Genomic DNA, 15,150 nt, shown 5'->3' on the forward strand with positions numbered 1-15,150 from the left:
GCTTCCCGTCTGTCCGTCTCGATGCGTTGCCGTCCTGCCGCGCTGAAGCCCGTGGCCTCAGCGGACCAGCAGCCCGCGGCTGGTCGCCGGCACCGCCGTCACCATCTCCTGCAGGAACGATTCCATCAGCGCCTGGGAGTCCGCAGCCTGTTCAGCCTTGCCCAGTCGCTGGGAGACGCGCACCAGCACGCCGTCCGGAATGCGGCCCTTGAAGCCTTCCTGAAGGATGTACCAGCGGGCCTGCAAGCCGTCGCCGCCATACATGTTGCCGATGCGGATCCAGTAGCGCACCGCCTCGAAGCCGCCTCCGCGGGCCTCGGTCAGGATCTGCGTGGTGGGGATCGGCGCGGGGCGTGCGTCGGTGGCGATGGCGTGGCCGCTGCCGATCTGGCGGATGGCAAAGCCCTGCGCCGGATAACAGACTTCCGGCCGGTGCACCTTCACATCCTGGCGCTGGCGTTCTCCCCAGGCCAGGGCCAGCATGATCTGCTCGCCATGGCTGTTGGCATAGGTGCGCATGACCGTCTGGTCATACGGCTGTTCCTGCACCGTCTCCACACCCTGGGACACATCCACCTGCGTGGTGGAGTCGGCAATGACGCGCCAGTCGCCGAAGGCCTTGGGCACCACCGCATCCAGGCTGGGCGCGTTGCTCATGGCCTGCAGCCGGGGCGTGGCCAGCCAGGCGCAGGCGGCGGCGGCCACCATCACCAGCAGCCCCATGACGGCGGTGTAGATCGAAAAACGCGGCATCCGCGGTGCGGGCGTCGAGACGTTCATGCGGCCTCCTTGTTGCGGCGGCGTTCCACCCGCAGCGACACGGCGCGCAGCAGGCTGTCGGTCAGCACGATCAGCATCAGCGCGGTCAGGAACAGCGCCATGCCGGAGAACTCATGCATGAAGCCCTGCCCCACGTCGTCGCCGAGGTGGTAGGTGAGCAAAGCCAGGATCAGGATGCGGATCACGTTGGACGAATAGGAGATCGGCACGATCAGGATCGCCAGCATCGCGTTGCGGAACACCGATTCATGGCGCACCACATTCATGTAGAGCAGTCCCAGCGCTTCCAGCGTGAACAGCGAGTTCAGACCGGCGCAGGCATCGGCCACCATCAGCTGGTAGGAACCGATCTGCAGGATCACGCCGGAGCGCGCCACGGGATATCCCAGGTGATACATCAGCTGCTCGGCGCCCCAGGAGGCGGCCAGCTTCATCGGCTGGGTGATCACGTCCACGATGGACGCCGGTAGCGGCACCGCGAAAAGCAGCAGGAAAAAAGCAAACCAGTAGCGCTTGGCGATGCCCGGGCCCAGCAGCAGCAGCGCAATGCCCAGCAGCACCGGCAGCAGCGAGCCCAGCTCCAGCAGCGCGATCGACTGCGAACGGCCCAGCACATAGGCCGCCGCGCCGATCAGCAGCACCATCCAGCCGAGCACCGGGGCCGGACGGGGCGCGAAGCGCTCGCCCTGCTCCGCCAGACGCTTGGTCTGAAAGTAGAAGTACCAGGCCGACAGCGCCAGCACGATCGGGCCGTGGCTGTTGCGGTCACCGCGCCAGGGTCCATGCATGAAGTCGATGATGGTCGGCACATACATGGCGGCCAGACCGAGTGCCAGCAGAATCAGCACCACCCGGTTGGCGGCCCAGAACGGCCCGAACCGGGGTGCCACCCGACCCGAGTCGCCGGGGAGGACATTGCGCGACATGACTTTCACTGGATTCCCTGCAATGGCGACAAGACCGGGCCGCCGCATGGTGGCGCGGCCCTCGGCAAGCGATGCGGCTCTGCGGCCCTTGATCAGTACTGGTTCATGACCGTGCCCAGCAGCGTCGTGTTGACGCCGTCGAGACTGTCGGTCAGTTCCTGCAGACTCAGCACGCGTGAGCGGTCCTGACGGGCGAGCACCAGGGCAGCGCCGCAGCGGGAGGCCACGATGGACGCATCCGCGCCATACAGCGCGGCGGACGTATCCACCACGACGTGGTCGAACTTGCCGGCCAGCTCCCGCATCAGCATGCCGAAGGCGGGGCGTTCCAGCAGTTCCACCGGGTTGGGCGGCACCGCGCCGACCGGCAGGACAAACAGGCTGTTCATGCCTTCCACCTGCTGGATCACGCGGGGCTCGCTGCGTCCGGACAGGATGGACGACAGGCCGGCCTGGTTGTTCACGTCGAAGATTTCATGCTGGCGCGGGCGGCGCAGGTCCGCATCGACCAGCAGCGTACGCCCACCCAGCTGGGCGAGTGTGACCGCCAGGTTGGCGGTGAAGTAGCTCTTCCCGTCCATCGTGTCGGGGCTGATGATGGCCAGCGCCCGGCGCGGTTCACCTTCGCGATACAGCCGCATCATGATCTGGCTGCGGATGCCGCGGAAGACTTCGGCCTGCGACGAGAACGGCTGGTTCAGCGCGATCAGCTCGGGGCTGCGGCTCTTGCGCTCGCTGGCCGCATACGGATAGTGGAACTGTTTGGACAGCGCTTCCAGCACATCTTCCGCATTGGCATAGCCCAGCGCCACGGCGGCTTCGCCGAAGCGGATGCCCCGCTCGCGCTGGTACTGCAGCACGCGCTCGACCTGATCGGCGCTGAGGTTGCGGGTCTCGGCGATGATGGCGCCGATCGAGCGGTCATGCAGACCGGCGGTGGGCTTGGAGGCGGGGGCGTCCACAGGTTTACTGGAGGCGTAGTGGAGGGGTTCCTTCAAATCGGACATCAAGCGGCTCCTCGCGTGGCGTGGCCCAGCAGACGGCGCTCAGCCGCTGGCAGTGCCTTGTTGGGACGCTTGTTGGGGGCGGGCAGCACCCCCAGCATCGGAATCTGCAGCAGTGCCATGACGTCGTCGGCATCACGGATCTTGCGGTCGCGCATTTCCAGCAGCAGGGCCATGCCGATGGCCAGCACCAGACCGGCCACGAAGGCCAGCGCAGTGTTCAGGCCCACGCGGGGCGAGGCCGGACGCATCGGCGCGGTCGCCTCGGTCAGCACGGTGACGTTGCTCTGGGTGCTCTGGCTTTCCAGGTTGGTCTGGGTCAGGCGGGCGGCGATGCTGTCGTAGCCACGCTGGGCGCTGTCCACCTCACGGATGAGGCCGGCCGCTTCGTCACGCGCTTCCTTCAGCTTCATGACTTTCTGGCGCTGTGCATCCAGCGAGGCACGGATGTCCGATTCACGCTGCCGGTTGATGGTGTTGGTCACACCGACCGCACCGGTCACGCGGCGGATTTCCGTGGCCATCTTGGCGCGCAGGTCAGCCACCGAGGCCTTGGCTTCAATCACCTGCGGATGGGCGTCGCCGTAGCGGGTGCTCAGTTCCTGCAGGCGCGCTTCCGAGCGGCTCAGCTCGCCCTTGAGCGAGGACACCACCGGGTTGGACAGCACGTCCGGCAGGTTGTCGCTGCCGCGGGCGGCAGCGCCCTGGCGGCTGTTCGATTCCGCGGTCACCGACTGCACGGCCACCAGCTGCGAGGACAGCTCGGACAGGCGGGCGCTTTCGATGTCCATGCGCTCGTCGGTAGCCAGGATGCCGTGCTCGCGTTCATAGGCCGAGAGCTTGGTCTTGGCGGCTTCCAGCTTGTCGAGCGCGGCCTTGGACTGCTGCTCGAAATAACCGGCGTACTGACGGGCCGGATCCACCCGCAGCTCCAGCGTGGTGCCGACATAGGCGCGCACGAAGGCATTGGCGAAGGCGGCAGCAGCGTCCGGCTGCGGCGACTTGTAGGTCACCACCAGCACATTGCTTTCCTTGGAGGGCTTGACCTCCATGTTGCCCTTCAGACCGGAGGCCAGCCATTGCTCGATGCTGCCGTTGCCGCCGGTGGCATTCATCCACTGCTGGCGCACGTCGGGGTTGTCGGTCAGCTTCAGGTCCTTCACGACCCGCAGGGCCACACGATCGCTGGCGATCACATCGACCTGCGTGTTCATGTAGGAAGGCGAAGCCAGGCCCGGATAGATCAGGGCGGAAATGGGATCGGGCTTGGCATCGATGAGTACCGACGCGGCGGCCACATACTTCGGCTGCATCGACAGGCTGACGCCGAGTGCGGTCAGGGTGGTCAACACCACCACCAGCAGCACCAGCGACCAACGAGCCAAGATGATGGAAATCAACTTGCTGGGCGTCACGACTCACTCCTTCGCCGGGCCTGACGGGCCCGGCTGCTTGCACCGGCTGCACAGGTCAGCCGGCCATCTCGAAATCAGAACAGGCTTTCGCGCACGTAGATGACGTCGCCATCCTTGAGCGCTTCATCCATGCCGGGCTTGAGCTCCTGCACCTTGCCGTCGGTGCCCTTGCGGTGCACGCGGATGCCGCGGTCGGTGCCGCGCAGCGTCAGGCCACCACCGGCGGCCAGGCCCTGCAGCAGGGTCATGCCGCGCTCCAGACGGATCTGGCCCGGCTTCTGCACTTCACCATAGATGTAGATCATCGGGAAGCGGTCCACCCACAGCACGTCGCCGTTCTGGATGATGATGTCCTGCTCGCGGCCGTTCGGTCCGAACAGCGTGGGCAGGTCGACTTCCATGCGGAACGCCTTACCGCCCCGTTGACCCGACACCACCAGCAGGTCGCCACCCGACGGGGCCACGCCGCGGGCATTGGCCAGCAGATCGGTCAGGCGGGTGTCGGCCAGCTCCAGCGGATAACGACCCGGTTGGTTCACCGCGCCCAGCACGCTGGCCTGGTTGCCGGTGACCTTCATCACCAGAATGCTGACCTGCGGCTGCTTGACGAAGTTGCCCTTGCGCAGGCCTTCGGCGATGCGGCCTTCGGCGTCGCTCACCGACAGACCGCCAATGCGCACCGTGCCCAGCAGCGGGAAGGAAATCGTGCCGGCTTCGGAGACCCGGGTCTCCAGCGTCATGTCCGGATTCTGGAAAACGGTGATGCGGATGGCATCGCCGGAGCCCAGGCGGTATTCAGCCGTGGCGCCGGACGACAGGCCTACCGGGGCCGGCTGCGCGCTGGCGGGGGCCGCAGTACGGGGGGCGCCACCGGTCTGCGCCAGTGCGCTGACCGACATCAGCAGCGCCATCGCGCCGGTGGCCAGGGGCTTCAGGAAGTTCCGCGTCTTCATCGTGTTCATTTGATACCCAGGCCCTTCGAAATGGTGCTGTTGTCCAAGCCCGTGGCGCTGGAGGCCGGCTCGGTGACGGGGTCCGGCGTCAAGGCCGGCGCGGGGGTCGGCGACGAGGCCGCAGCCTCGGCGAACTTGCCGACATATTCGATCTTGGCGTTCTCACGCAGCGACTTCACGTCACGGGTGATCAGCTCCATGCGGCGCTGGCCCAGCAGGTAGCCTTCGATGGCCGGACGGGCCTGCTCCAGCGTCACCGGCTGCACGCGCGAGCCCGCCAGATAGACGACCATCAGGCCGGTCGGCGACGGTGCGGCCGCATGCTGGCCGTCCTTCATCTGCGACAGCACCTTCAGGCTGCCAGCGGGCACCTGCTCGGCGGCGCGCACCGATTGCGTGCCGACAAACTTGATGTCGTTGCTCTTCATGTATTCAACGAAATCGGTCAGCGTCTTGGCATCGTTCAGATGCGCGCGGATCTCTTCCAGCTGCTCGGGCTTGGCCTCGATGTTCAGTTCCTGGACGTTGTAGATCCGACGTTCGGTAAAGAGTGCCGGGTTCGCGTTGAAGTACTTGCTGATCTCGTCGTCGGACGGCTTGGTGGCCTTCTCGCCGATGCGTTCAGCATAGGCCCGCGCGATGATCTCGCGCTTGGCCGTTTCGATCTGTTGCACCACACGGGGGTCGCGGTCGAGCTTCAGGTCCTGGGCCTTCTGCACCAGCAGTTCCTGATCAATCAGACGCTCGAGCACCTGCCGCGATGCCGGCTCCACCTGGTCCTTCTTGAGGTTGGGCTGACGCTGCAGGACGTAGTTGATCTGGTGAACGGTGATCTCTTCCTTGTTCACCTTTGCAGCGGTCTGCGACGCCTTGGCTCCACTGCCGCCTCCGCAGGCGGCGAGCGTGATCGCCACCATGGCTGCGGCCGTCAGGCCCGCCAAGCGAAATCCGTTGCAGTTGAACCGCTTTCTCTTCAAGTTCATGGCTTCGACTCTCGTTGTTATGCAAGTCCCGGCGACCCTCACGGGGCGACCCACGCTCTCACGTGAGCGGCGAGTGTAGCCGTGCGCCATGACGGAAAACCCTGATTCCATGCGGACCGGACGCCCTCACTCCCGAGACTGAGTGGGTCCATAGCAAGAATGACTCCCGGTGCCACCCGACGGCCGGAAAAGGCCCCCTTGATCGAGGGGGGCGAGAGGAAGGGGAAGGAATGAAGAGCGCCCGAAACAGCGTTCAACACCGCCATCCAGGGGGTTGCGCAGGGCTGAAGCTGCCGTTCAGCCCGGGCTAGGCTGGCGCTCCCGCGCCAGATACGGTCGTCACGTTTGTTGACGACTGCGACATCACATCAGCATTTGATACCGACGTGCAAGGCGACCACGCCGCCGGTCAGGTTGTGGACATCCACATGGCCGAAACCGGCGGTCTTCATCATCGCCTTCAGCTCGGCCTGGGCCGGGTGCATGCGGATGGATTCCGCCAGGTAGCGATAGCTGTCGGCGTCGCCCGCGATCATCTGACCCAGACGCGGCAGCACCTTGAAGCTGTACCAGTCGTAGGGCTTGCGCAGCGGCTCGGCCACGCGAGAGAACTCCAGCACCAGCAGCCGGCCGCCGGGACGCAGCACGCGGCACATCTCGGCCAGGGCCTTGTCCTTGTGCGTCATGTTGCGCAGGCCGAAGGCGACCGAGACGAGGTCGAAGCTGTTGTCCTTGTAGGGCAGCGCTTCGGCATCACACAGGTTGGTGGGCAGCACCATGCCTTCGTCGAGCAGACGCTCCCGACCGGTGCGCAGCATCGCTTCGTTGATGTCGGTGTGCACCACCATGCCGCGCTCGCCCACTTTGCGGGCGAAGGCGCGGGCCAGATCGCCGGTACCGCCGGCGATGTCCAGCACCTTGTCGCCGGCCTTGAGGTTGGCCACCGCCACGGTGTAGGCCTTCCAGGCGCGGTGCAGGCCCATGGACATCAGGTCGTTCATGATGTCGTAGCGGGAGGCGACGGAGTCGAAGACACCGCGCACGCGGCGCGCTTTCTGGGTTTCGTCAACCGTCTCGAAGCCGAAGTGGGTGGAGCTCATGGCGATCCTGCTGGAATGTTCTTGTTGATCAGTGACTGCTGCAGCCGTGGCCGCCCTTGTCGGGCATCGGTGCGTCGCGGTCCAGGCCGGCGGCGGCCAGGCGCGCTTCATAGTCGCGCATCAGCTGGTCCTGGTCGCGGCCCAGCTGGTAGAGATAGGCCCAGGTGAACAGGCCGCTTTCATGGCCGTCCGAAAACAGCGGCTGCAGCGCATAGTGGCCGACCTGCTGGACGGCGACGATCTGCACATCCCGCTTGCCGGTCTGCAGCACTTCCTGGCCGGGGCCGTGGCCCTGCACTTCCGCCGAAGGGCTGCACACCCGCATCAGTTCAAACGGGATGCGGAAGCGGGCGCCGTCCGAGAAGGCCAGCTCCAGCACTTTGGACTGCTGGTGGACGACGATGTCGGTGGGGAGCGGAGAAGAAGAGTCGAGGCCGGCCATGGTCGTGGAATCCAATAAGGTCCCAAGTGTACCGGCAGGCAAAAAAAAACCCGCCGACTCGCGCCGGCGGGAATCAACAGGTGCCCCGTTCGGGCCCAGGGCACCCGGCTTACCAAGCGAGGTGATTGGCAAGAAGGGCCATCACCACCCAAGCGTCAGCGCATAGCTGTTGGCGCCGCCGCTGTAATAGAGCACCCGTACATAGACGGTCACAGCGGCTGAGGTGGTGTTGGAATAGGTGAAGCTGTCGGTTTGACCCGCACTCAGGGTGCTGGACTTCAGGGTCGTGCCGCTGGCGTTGTAGAGATAGAGGTCGTAGTCCACGCCGGACGCATTGGGCAGGGACGCGGTCAGCGTCTTCCCGGCCGGCAGGGACACGGCGAAATAGTCGTTCGTGTCGGTGCTGGAGAGCGAGCCGCTGATGGTGGCGGGAGACGCAATCGACTGGGCGGTCGCACGGGAGTCGTTGGAGGCGGTGGTTTCCGGCACGGTGGTGCCACCGCCGCCGCCGCTGCCCAGGATGGCGGTCAGCGCTGCGTCGGCGTTCAGGATGCCGGTGCCGCACTGGCTGCAGGTGGCCGGAAAGGCCCGTGCGCTGCTCTTGAGCGCGGCGGTGATCTGGTCCGGTGTGGCGGTCGGCTTGACGCTATACATCAGCGCGGCGACGGCGGCCACGTGTGGCGTGGCCATCGAGGTGCCGGAGTAGTAGGCATAGCTGTCCGCCCCTGGCGTGGTGGTGCCTGCGTTGAGGGTGGAATAGATGCCGTTGCCCGAGCCGGAATCGCCGCCCGGCGCTGCCAGTGCCACGATGGAGCCGTAGTTCGAATACGAGGCGCGGCCCCCGCTGCGGTTGGTGGCGGCCACCGTCACCACACCGGCGCAGCTCGCCGGGCTGAAGTTGGCGGCATTGGCGGCCGAGTTGCCGGCGGCGACGATCACGCTGGACCCGCGGGACCGGGCGCCGTTGATGGCCGTCTGTGTGGTGGTGTCGCAGGCACCGCTGCCGCCGAGCGACAGGTTCAGCACCTTGGCCGGGTTGGCATTGGCCGGGACGCCGGAGACGCTGCCACCGGACGACCAGGTGATGCCGTCGGCAATGTCGGAGGTGTAGCCGCCGCACTTGCCCAGAGCCCGCACCGGCAGGATCTTCGCGTTGTAGGCAATGCCGGCGATGCCAATGCCGTTGTTCGCCTTGGCGGCGATGGTGCCAGCGACGTGCGTGCCATGCCAGCTGGAGCTGGAGCCCGGCACGCCGGAGCCGCATTCGTTGGCGGCGTAGTAGTCGCCCGGATCCAGCGCATCGGCGTCGCGGCCATTGCCGTCCACCGACACGGCGGTGTCCGCGATGAAGTCATAACCCGCCACGGTCGAGCTGCCGCTGGCGGTGGCGAACTGGCCGCTCAGGTCGACATGGGGGCGGTAGCCGGTGTCGATCACCGCCACCACCACGCCGGTGCCGGTCGCGCGGTCCCAGGCTGCCGGTGCGCGGATGCCGCCAGTGGTCTCGAACAGGTCCCATTGGACGCTGTAGCTGGGATCGGTGGGCGTGGCCATCGGATACATCTTGCGGTCAGGCTCGACATATTCGACGTTGGCGTCATTGGCCTTGATCTGGGTGGCCAGGTCCTGCAGCTGGCTGAGGCTCAGGGCGCGGCCCAGCTTGAAGACGTGGGCACCGGTGCCGGTCTGACGCACCAGCTTCACCTGGGCGCCCCAGGGCGCGGCGAGCTGCTGCAGGGTCTGGGTGCGGGTGCTGATGGCATCGCTGGCCACCGGATGCGCCTGTACCGCGACGCCCAGCCGCTGCTGGACGGCCACGCTGCCGTCCTTGTATTTGACGATCAGACGGTCGGTCTGCTCGGGCAGTGGCTGACGCACGGCGTTGGCATCGACGGTGGGCACGCCCCCGAACGACGAGGTGCTGACGGCAAAGAGTCCCAGGGCCAGCGCACTGCTGAGCTTCGTCAATCGCATCATGCTGTTGATCTCCATGGTTGCTGTCGCCGGAATGCCGCCTTGGCATCCCCTCCTCCATCGCTGAATCACTCCCCTGCAATGGACGTTGCGAATGCGCTTTCATCGAATGGCGTCGATCGCAACGTGGGGCTAGTGTAGGAATGGCGATCCGGCCGCAGCGCGTCCCCCTGCAAGACCTGACAGGAAAGGAAATCCCCTAGAAATCAATTGTTCACAAATGTGTGGCGAGCCAGCACCCGCGCGACGTGGAAGGGATGCGCGAGCTGGAGGGCCCAAGCCAGCGGGCCTCGACGCTCAATAGGTTGACTATTCAGACGGCATGCCCGGCGTCCAATGGAGGCCTTGCATCACGCAGCGAGCTGCAGCGCGGTTACGCGTGGCTGTTGCACTGAGTGCACAAGCGCGCGTTTGCGCAAATGAGTGAATGGCATGTCGACTGCACAGAAAACGCGAATGGCGTCATTGCAGGGGGATGCAATGACGGCGACTTCCGGCCTACAGCGCTGGTTCAGCGCTCGGGGAGCCGCATCACCTGCCGCGCGCTCCAGTGGGCGCCGATCAGGATGGACGCCATCAGCCACAGCGGCGCGAAGGGCACGCTGGCGGTGGCCAGCATGCCGAAGCCCATCGGCATCGCCACGGTGGCGCCATTGCTGGCCAGGCCCCGCAGGCCCAGCGCCTGGCCGTGGCGGTCCGGTGGTGTCACCTGATGCAGCTTGGCCAGGATCATCGGCTGCACCGAGCCAAGGGCGGTGCCGAGGATGGCGGAGCCGACCATCAGGCCGACGGTGCCCGGCAGCCAGGCGTAGATCACCAGAATGCCCATGGCAATGGTGATGGCCGAGCGCAGGGCCTTCATCTCATCCAGATGGTGGGCCCAGCGCACGATGGCCAGCCGCACCAGCGTGGCGGCCGCTGCGAAGCTGCCGAGCACGAGGCCGATGCCCGATGCCGAGAGGCCCTTGGCATGGCCGATCACAGGCACCACGAAGCTGTGGGCATCCCAGCAGGCGGACATCGCCACGTTGATGATCAGCAGATAGCGCAGCGCCGGATCCCGCAGCAAGTCCCAGGCGGGTTTCGGTTTGCCCGCGTCGGCGCGTGGCGGCGGCGGCGTGTGGCGCGGCACGCGCAGCGCGAGCCACCAGGCCAGCAGCGGCAGCAGCACGGCCAGGCCGAAGGACCAGCCATAACCGGCGTGGTCCATCAGCAGACCGGCGGCCACCGGGGCTAGCGCATTCGACACGGCCGGCCCCAGGGCCACCCAGCTGAAGACGCGTTTGAGCTGGGACGGGTCGGTCACCATCTGGCCGGCTTCGCGCTGGATGGCGACGGCCGCCACGGCGACGGCCCCGCCGCAGAGCAGGCAGCTCACCGCAATCAGCGGGAGCGAGGTGACCCACAAGGCCAGCAGGGCCAGCAACGCGCCCGCCAGTGCCATCACCGCGCCAATGCCCACGGGTCGATGAAAGCCGTGGCGATCCGCCAGACGGCCAGCCCACAGCGACAGGCCGACGGGCGCCACGGCAAACAGGCTCTGCAGCAGGCCGACGATCCATTCGCCGTAGCCGCGGTCCAGCACCCACAGGCTGGCGGTCACGCGGGTGACGGCCATGCAGGCATGCACGGCCATCAGGGTGGCGATGACGGTGGGGAACGCCCGACTCACGCCGGAGGAGGAAGGGCCGTCCGGGGCGGGCGCTGTGCTCATCCGGCGACGTCCTCGTCGGTCTGGCCCAGTTGCATCACGCGGGACATCTGATCTTCGGGCAGTGCTTCCACCGTCTTGAGCCGGCGGGTCATGGCGCGGGTGCGGACCTCGGCGGCGTCGATGGTGTTGCTGGCTTCTTCCAGCTTCTTCTTCGTCTTGGCCAGCACCTCACCGAACTTGCCGAATTCGGTCTTCACCGCAGACAGCACCTCCCACACCTCGGCCGAGCGCTTCTCAAGGGCCAGGGTGCGGAAGCCCATCTGCAGGCTGGACAGGGTGGCCAGCAGCGTGGTGGGCCCCACCAACATCACTTTGTACTCCCGCTGCAGCGACTCGGTCAGGCCGGGCCGGCGCAGGGCCTCCGCATACAGGCCTTCGGTGGGCAGGAACAGCAGCGCGAAATCGGTAGTGTGCGGCGGCCCCAGATACTTCTCCCGGATCGTCTTGGCTTCCAGGCGCAGACGGCTCTCGATGGCGCGACCAGCCTGCTCGGCCGACGGGGCATCGGCGCGTTCCTGCGCGTCGAGCAGGCGCTCGTAGTCTTCGCGCGGGAACTTGGCATCGATGGGCAGCCACAGTGGCTGACCGTCTTCCCGCTGACCCGGCAGCTTGAGCGCGAACTCCACCCGCGCCCCGGTACCAGGCAGGGTCTCGACGTTGGCGGCGTACTGCTCGGGGGTGAACACCTGCTCCAGCAGGCCGGCCAGTTGCACCTCGCCGAAGATGCCGCGGGTCTTGACGTTGGTCAGCACACGGTTGAGCGAGCCGACATCCCGGGCCAGCGTCTGCATCTCACCGAGGCCCCGATAGACCTGTTCCAGGCGCTCGGCCACCTGTTTGAAGCTTTCGCCCAGGCGCTGTTCCAGTGTTGCGTGCAGCTTCTCATCGACGGTGGCGCGCATCTGCTCCAGCTTCTTCTCGTTGTCCTGCTGAATGCTCTGCAGACGGGACTCCACCGTGCGGCGCGTCTCCGCCAGCCCGGCCTCGTTGCGTTGCGCCAGGGCCTGCAACTGTTCGGTCAGCAGGCTGCCCAGACGGGCCGCGGCGGCATCCTGCGCTTCCCGCGCGGTGGCGGCCTGCTGCGCGAGGGATTGCTGCAGCCGGGCGAGCTGGATGCGGAAGCTGTCGATCTGCTCATTCTGTGTCCGGGCGACATCTCCGCCCTGTGCCAGCAGCGACTGCTGGAAATGGGACAGCGTGGCGAGGGTGTCCTGCCGAAGGGCGCTGTTGACGCGATTGAGTTCGTCCCGGAGCGAGCGGTCGAGCCGTTCGCTCGATTGCTGGATCAAAGGCGCGACAGGTTCCTGAAGTTCACTCGTCCCGGTCGCACGTCGCAGCAACAACACCAGCAGTACGACGGTGATCAAAGACAGGATCACCACACCAATCATCAGCACATCAACAAGCGTCATGGTTCCATTGTGTCAGCCTCCGAGGTGCCTCGGTTTGGAGGAGCCAGTTTCCGGTGATGTATCAGCCAACAGGTCATCCGCCCATCCGCCTGTCACCGCTTCAACACTCCCGGATTCAACGCCGTCGGCGGCGTCCCCCCCGTCAATGCGGCAATCAGGTTGTCCACCGCGAGATCACTCATCGCCCGCCGCGTCGCCACCGTCGCGCTTGCGATATGCGGCGTCAGCACCACGTTGCTGCACGACAGCAGCTCCGCATGGACCGCCGGCTCGCCCTCGAACACGTCCAGGCCCGCCGCTGCAATCGTCCCCGCCTTCAGCGCACGCGCGAGCGCCGCATCGTTCACCACCCCACCCCGCGCGATGTTGGTCAAGGTCGCCGTTGGCTTCATCAGCGCCAGCTCCTTCTCCCCCACCAGATGATGCGACGACGGGCTGTACGGCACGACGATCACCAGATGGTCCGCACGCCGCAACAGCTCGTCCTTTTCCACCCAGGTCGCCCCCAGCGGCGCTTCCTGTTCCGCCGGCAGCCGGCTGCGGTTGTGATAGATCACCGGCATCCCGAATCCCAGATGACCGCGCCGCGCAATCGCAGCGCCGATGCGTCCCATGCCCAGCACCCCCAACGTTGCGCCATGCACGTCGGCCCCGGCGAACATGGTCACCGACCAGTGCTTCCACTCCCCGCGGCGCAGAAAATGTTCACTCTCGGTGATGCGTCGCGCGGTCGCCATCATCAGCGCGAAGCCGAAGTCCGCGGTCGTTTCGGTCAACACGTCCGGCGCATTGCTCACCACCACGCCCCGCGCGGTACACGCCGGCAGATCGATGTTGTTGTAGCCCACTGCCATCGTGCACACCGCCCGAAGATCGGGACAGGCGTCCAGCAAGGCCGCATCGATCTTGTTGCTGCCGCTGACATACACACCGGCCTTGCCTTGCAGCCGCCGGATCAACTCGTCATATGGCAGCGGCTGATCCGTCTCGTTCGTTTCGACATCGAAATGCGGACGCAGCCGGTCCACGATGTCGCTGAACGTATTCACGGCCACCAGCACTTGGGGTTTGCTCATCTCGAATCTCCACGGGTCGCAGGGCGTTCGGCTGATTCTGAAGCAAAGCCCCACCCCATGGGGCCCGCTTGCGCCCGGTCAATCGAGGAAGCGCACAAATCCGCTGACCGGTTCCCGCTGGGTAACCAATGAGTTTTCCACCGCTTCCGGGTCCGCATACCCCATCGCCATGCCGCAAACCAGCATCTGCTCCGGCGCCAGACCCAGTTCATCCGAGATGACGCGATGGAACTGGGTGAAGGCCGCCTGCGGACACGTATGGAGGCCATGGGCGCGCGCCGCCACCATGATGCTCTGCAAAAACATGCCGTAGTCCAGCCAGCTGCCCTGCTGCATCACCCGATCGATGGTGAACATCAGGCCGACCGGCGCGTCGAAGAAGCTGTAGTTGCGGCCATGCTGGGCATGCATGCGGTCCTTGTCGCCCTTGGTGATGCCGAGCAGGCCGTACAGGTCCCAGCCCACCTTGCGGCGGCGGTCAATGTACGGGGAGACCCACTCCCGGGGGTAGTAGGCGTATTCCTCCGAGTGGCTCGCCAGTTCCTCGGGATTGTTGTAGACCGCCTGCAGGCGCGCGACCAGCCGGTCCCGCGAAGCGCCGGTCAGCACATGCACCTGCCACGGCTGGGTGTTGGTGCCCGAGGGCGCGCGGGCGGCCACTTCCAGGATGCGCTCCAGCGTCTCACGCGGCACCGGGGTGGGCAGGAAGGCCCGCATCGAGTGGCGGGTCTGGAGGGCGGCCTCCACGGCGGCGGTCTGTTCGGGCGTCGGCGCGGTGAACGGAGACGGACGCGCGGCGGGGGCAGATGATGAAGACACCGGTGCCGGGGTGGCAGATGCGGGAGAGACAGGCAGGGTCATGAACGCTCCAGGGGCTGCAAGGCTTGTTGATACGCGGGGGGCAGTTCCGGGACCGGGCGACGCGAGGCGCGGTCCACATAGACATGCACAAAGTGACCGGCGGCGGCGCTGAGGTCCTCCCCTTCGGCAAACAGGCCGATCTCGTAGCGGACGCTGGAGCGCCCACGCTGGGCGACGCGTAGTCCGGCTTGCACCTGCTGCGGAAAGGCCAGGGACGCGAAGAAGTTGCAGTGGGTTTCCACCACCAGGCCGATAACCTCGCCGTGGTGAATGTCCAGCGCGCCCTGTTCGATCAGGTAGCGGTTCACCGCGGTGTCGAACAGGCTGTAGTAGATGACGTTGTTGAGGTGGCCGTAGACGTCGTTGTCCATCCAGCGGGTGGGGACCGGCACCCAGCAGGCGTAGGCGCTGCGAGGCTCGGGACGGGGACGGTCGGTGCGCTCGGTGCTCATGGGCGCTGATTCTTCCACCACCGGATGACGTGACGCTGTCGCCTTGGGAACCCGGGCG

At 66.3% G+C, this 15,150-nt stretch carries 14 protein-coding genes; all 14 read right to left on the minus strand.

The annotated features are described in order from the left end of the window. Positions 1-57: 57 nt before the first annotated feature. Entirely contained in the window at positions 58-780 is a 723-nt protein-coding gene (locus FHS28_RS12015) for an exosortase C-terminal domain/associated protein EpsI (protein WP_088450742.1), read from the minus strand. Then, positions 777-1,706 carry an exosortase B gene (xrtB, locus tag FHS28_RS12020; RefSeq protein WP_088450744.1) on the minus strand — a complete coding sequence of 310 codons (930 nt, stop codon included), beginning with the start codon at positions 1,704-1,706 and terminating at the stop codon, positions 777-779. The genes FHS28_RS12015 and xrtB overlap by 4 nt, the downstream gene beginning before the upstream one ends. A 92-nt stretch (positions 1,707-1,798) precedes the next feature. Beyond that, on the minus strand, positions 1,799-2,713 hold the full coding sequence (locus FHS28_RS12025) for a polysaccharide biosynthesis tyrosine autokinase (protein ID WP_088450746.1): 915 nt from the start codon (positions 2,711-2,713) through the stop codon (positions 1,799-1,801). After that, positions 2,713-4,125 carry a chain length determinant protein EpsF gene (gene epsF, locus FHS28_RS12030; protein ID WP_088450748.1) on the minus strand — a complete coding sequence of 471 codons (1,413 nt, stop codon included), beginning with the start codon at positions 4,123-4,125 and terminating at the stop codon, positions 2,713-2,715. The genes FHS28_RS12025 and epsF overlap by 1 nt, the downstream gene beginning before the upstream one ends. Positions 4,126-4,199: 74 nt before the next feature. Beyond that, positions 4,200-5,087, minus strand: coding sequence for a polysaccharide export protein EpsE (gene epsE, locus FHS28_RS12035; protein WP_246410015.1), 888 nt, complete (start codon positions 5,085-5,087; stop codon positions 4,200-4,202). Further along, positions 5,084-6,061: an EpsD family peptidyl-prolyl cis-trans isomerase gene (locus FHS28_RS12040; protein ID WP_088450750.1), complete on the minus strand. Its 978-nt coding sequence runs from the start codon at positions 6,059-6,061 to the stop codon at positions 5,084-5,086. The genes epsE and FHS28_RS12040 overlap by 4 nt, the downstream gene beginning before the upstream one ends. Before the next feature lie 368 nt (positions 6,062-6,429). Next, entirely contained in the window at positions 6,430-7,161 is a 732-nt protein-coding gene (ubiE, locus tag FHS28_RS12045) for a bifunctional demethylmenaquinone methyltransferase/2-methoxy-6-polyprenyl-1,4-benzoquinol methylase UbiE (RefSeq protein WP_088450752.1), read from the minus strand. Positions 7,162-7,189: 28 nt separating this feature from the next. After that, positions 7,190-7,603, minus strand: coding sequence for a gamma-butyrobetaine hydroxylase family protein (locus tag FHS28_RS12050; RefSeq protein WP_088450754.1), 414 nt, complete (start codon positions 7,601-7,603; stop codon positions 7,190-7,192). Positions 7,604-7,744: 141 nt separating this feature from the next. Then, positions 7,745-9,580 carry a S8 family peptidase gene (locus FHS28_RS12055; RefSeq protein WP_088451467.1) on the minus strand — a complete coding sequence of 612 codons (1,836 nt, stop codon included), beginning with the start codon at positions 9,578-9,580 and terminating at the stop codon, positions 7,745-7,747. 508 nt (positions 9,581-10,088) lie between these two features. After that, positions 10,089-11,291, minus strand: coding sequence for an MFS transporter (locus FHS28_RS12060; protein WP_088450756.1), 1,203 nt, complete (start codon positions 11,289-11,291; stop codon positions 10,089-10,091). Next, positions 11,288-12,703 carry a DNA recombination protein RmuC gene (locus FHS28_RS12065; protein WP_088450758.1) on the minus strand — a complete coding sequence of 472 codons (1,416 nt, stop codon included), beginning with the start codon at positions 12,701-12,703 and terminating at the stop codon, positions 11,288-11,290. The genes FHS28_RS12060 and FHS28_RS12065 overlap by 4 nt, the downstream gene beginning before the upstream one ends. Before the next feature lie 92 nt (positions 12,704-12,795). Next, the gene (locus FHS28_RS12070) at positions 12,796-13,779 is read right to left on the minus strand and encodes a 2-hydroxyacid dehydrogenase (protein WP_088450760.1); all 984 of its coding nucleotides are present in this window, start codon (positions 13,777-13,779) and stop codon (positions 12,796-12,798) included. Between the two features lie 78 nt (positions 13,780-13,857). Further along, positions 13,858-14,640: a nitroreductase gene (locus FHS28_RS12075; protein WP_088450762.1), complete on the minus strand. Its 783-nt coding sequence runs from the start codon at positions 14,638-14,640 to the stop codon at positions 13,858-13,860. Beyond that, a complete protein-coding gene (locus tag FHS28_RS12080; protein ID WP_088450764.1) occupies positions 14,637-15,092 on the minus strand; it encodes an acyl-CoA thioesterase in 456 nt (151 codons plus the stop codon). Before FHS28_RS12080 ends, FHS28_RS12075 begins: the two co-directional genes overlap by 4 nt. Between the last annotated feature and the right edge of the window lie 58 nt (positions 15,093-15,150).

This window comes from Roseateles terrae (assembly GCF_014192155.1).
Classification (GTDB): domain Bacteria; phylum Pseudomonadota; class Gammaproteobacteria; order Burkholderiales; family Burkholderiaceae_C; genus Roseateles; species Roseateles terrae.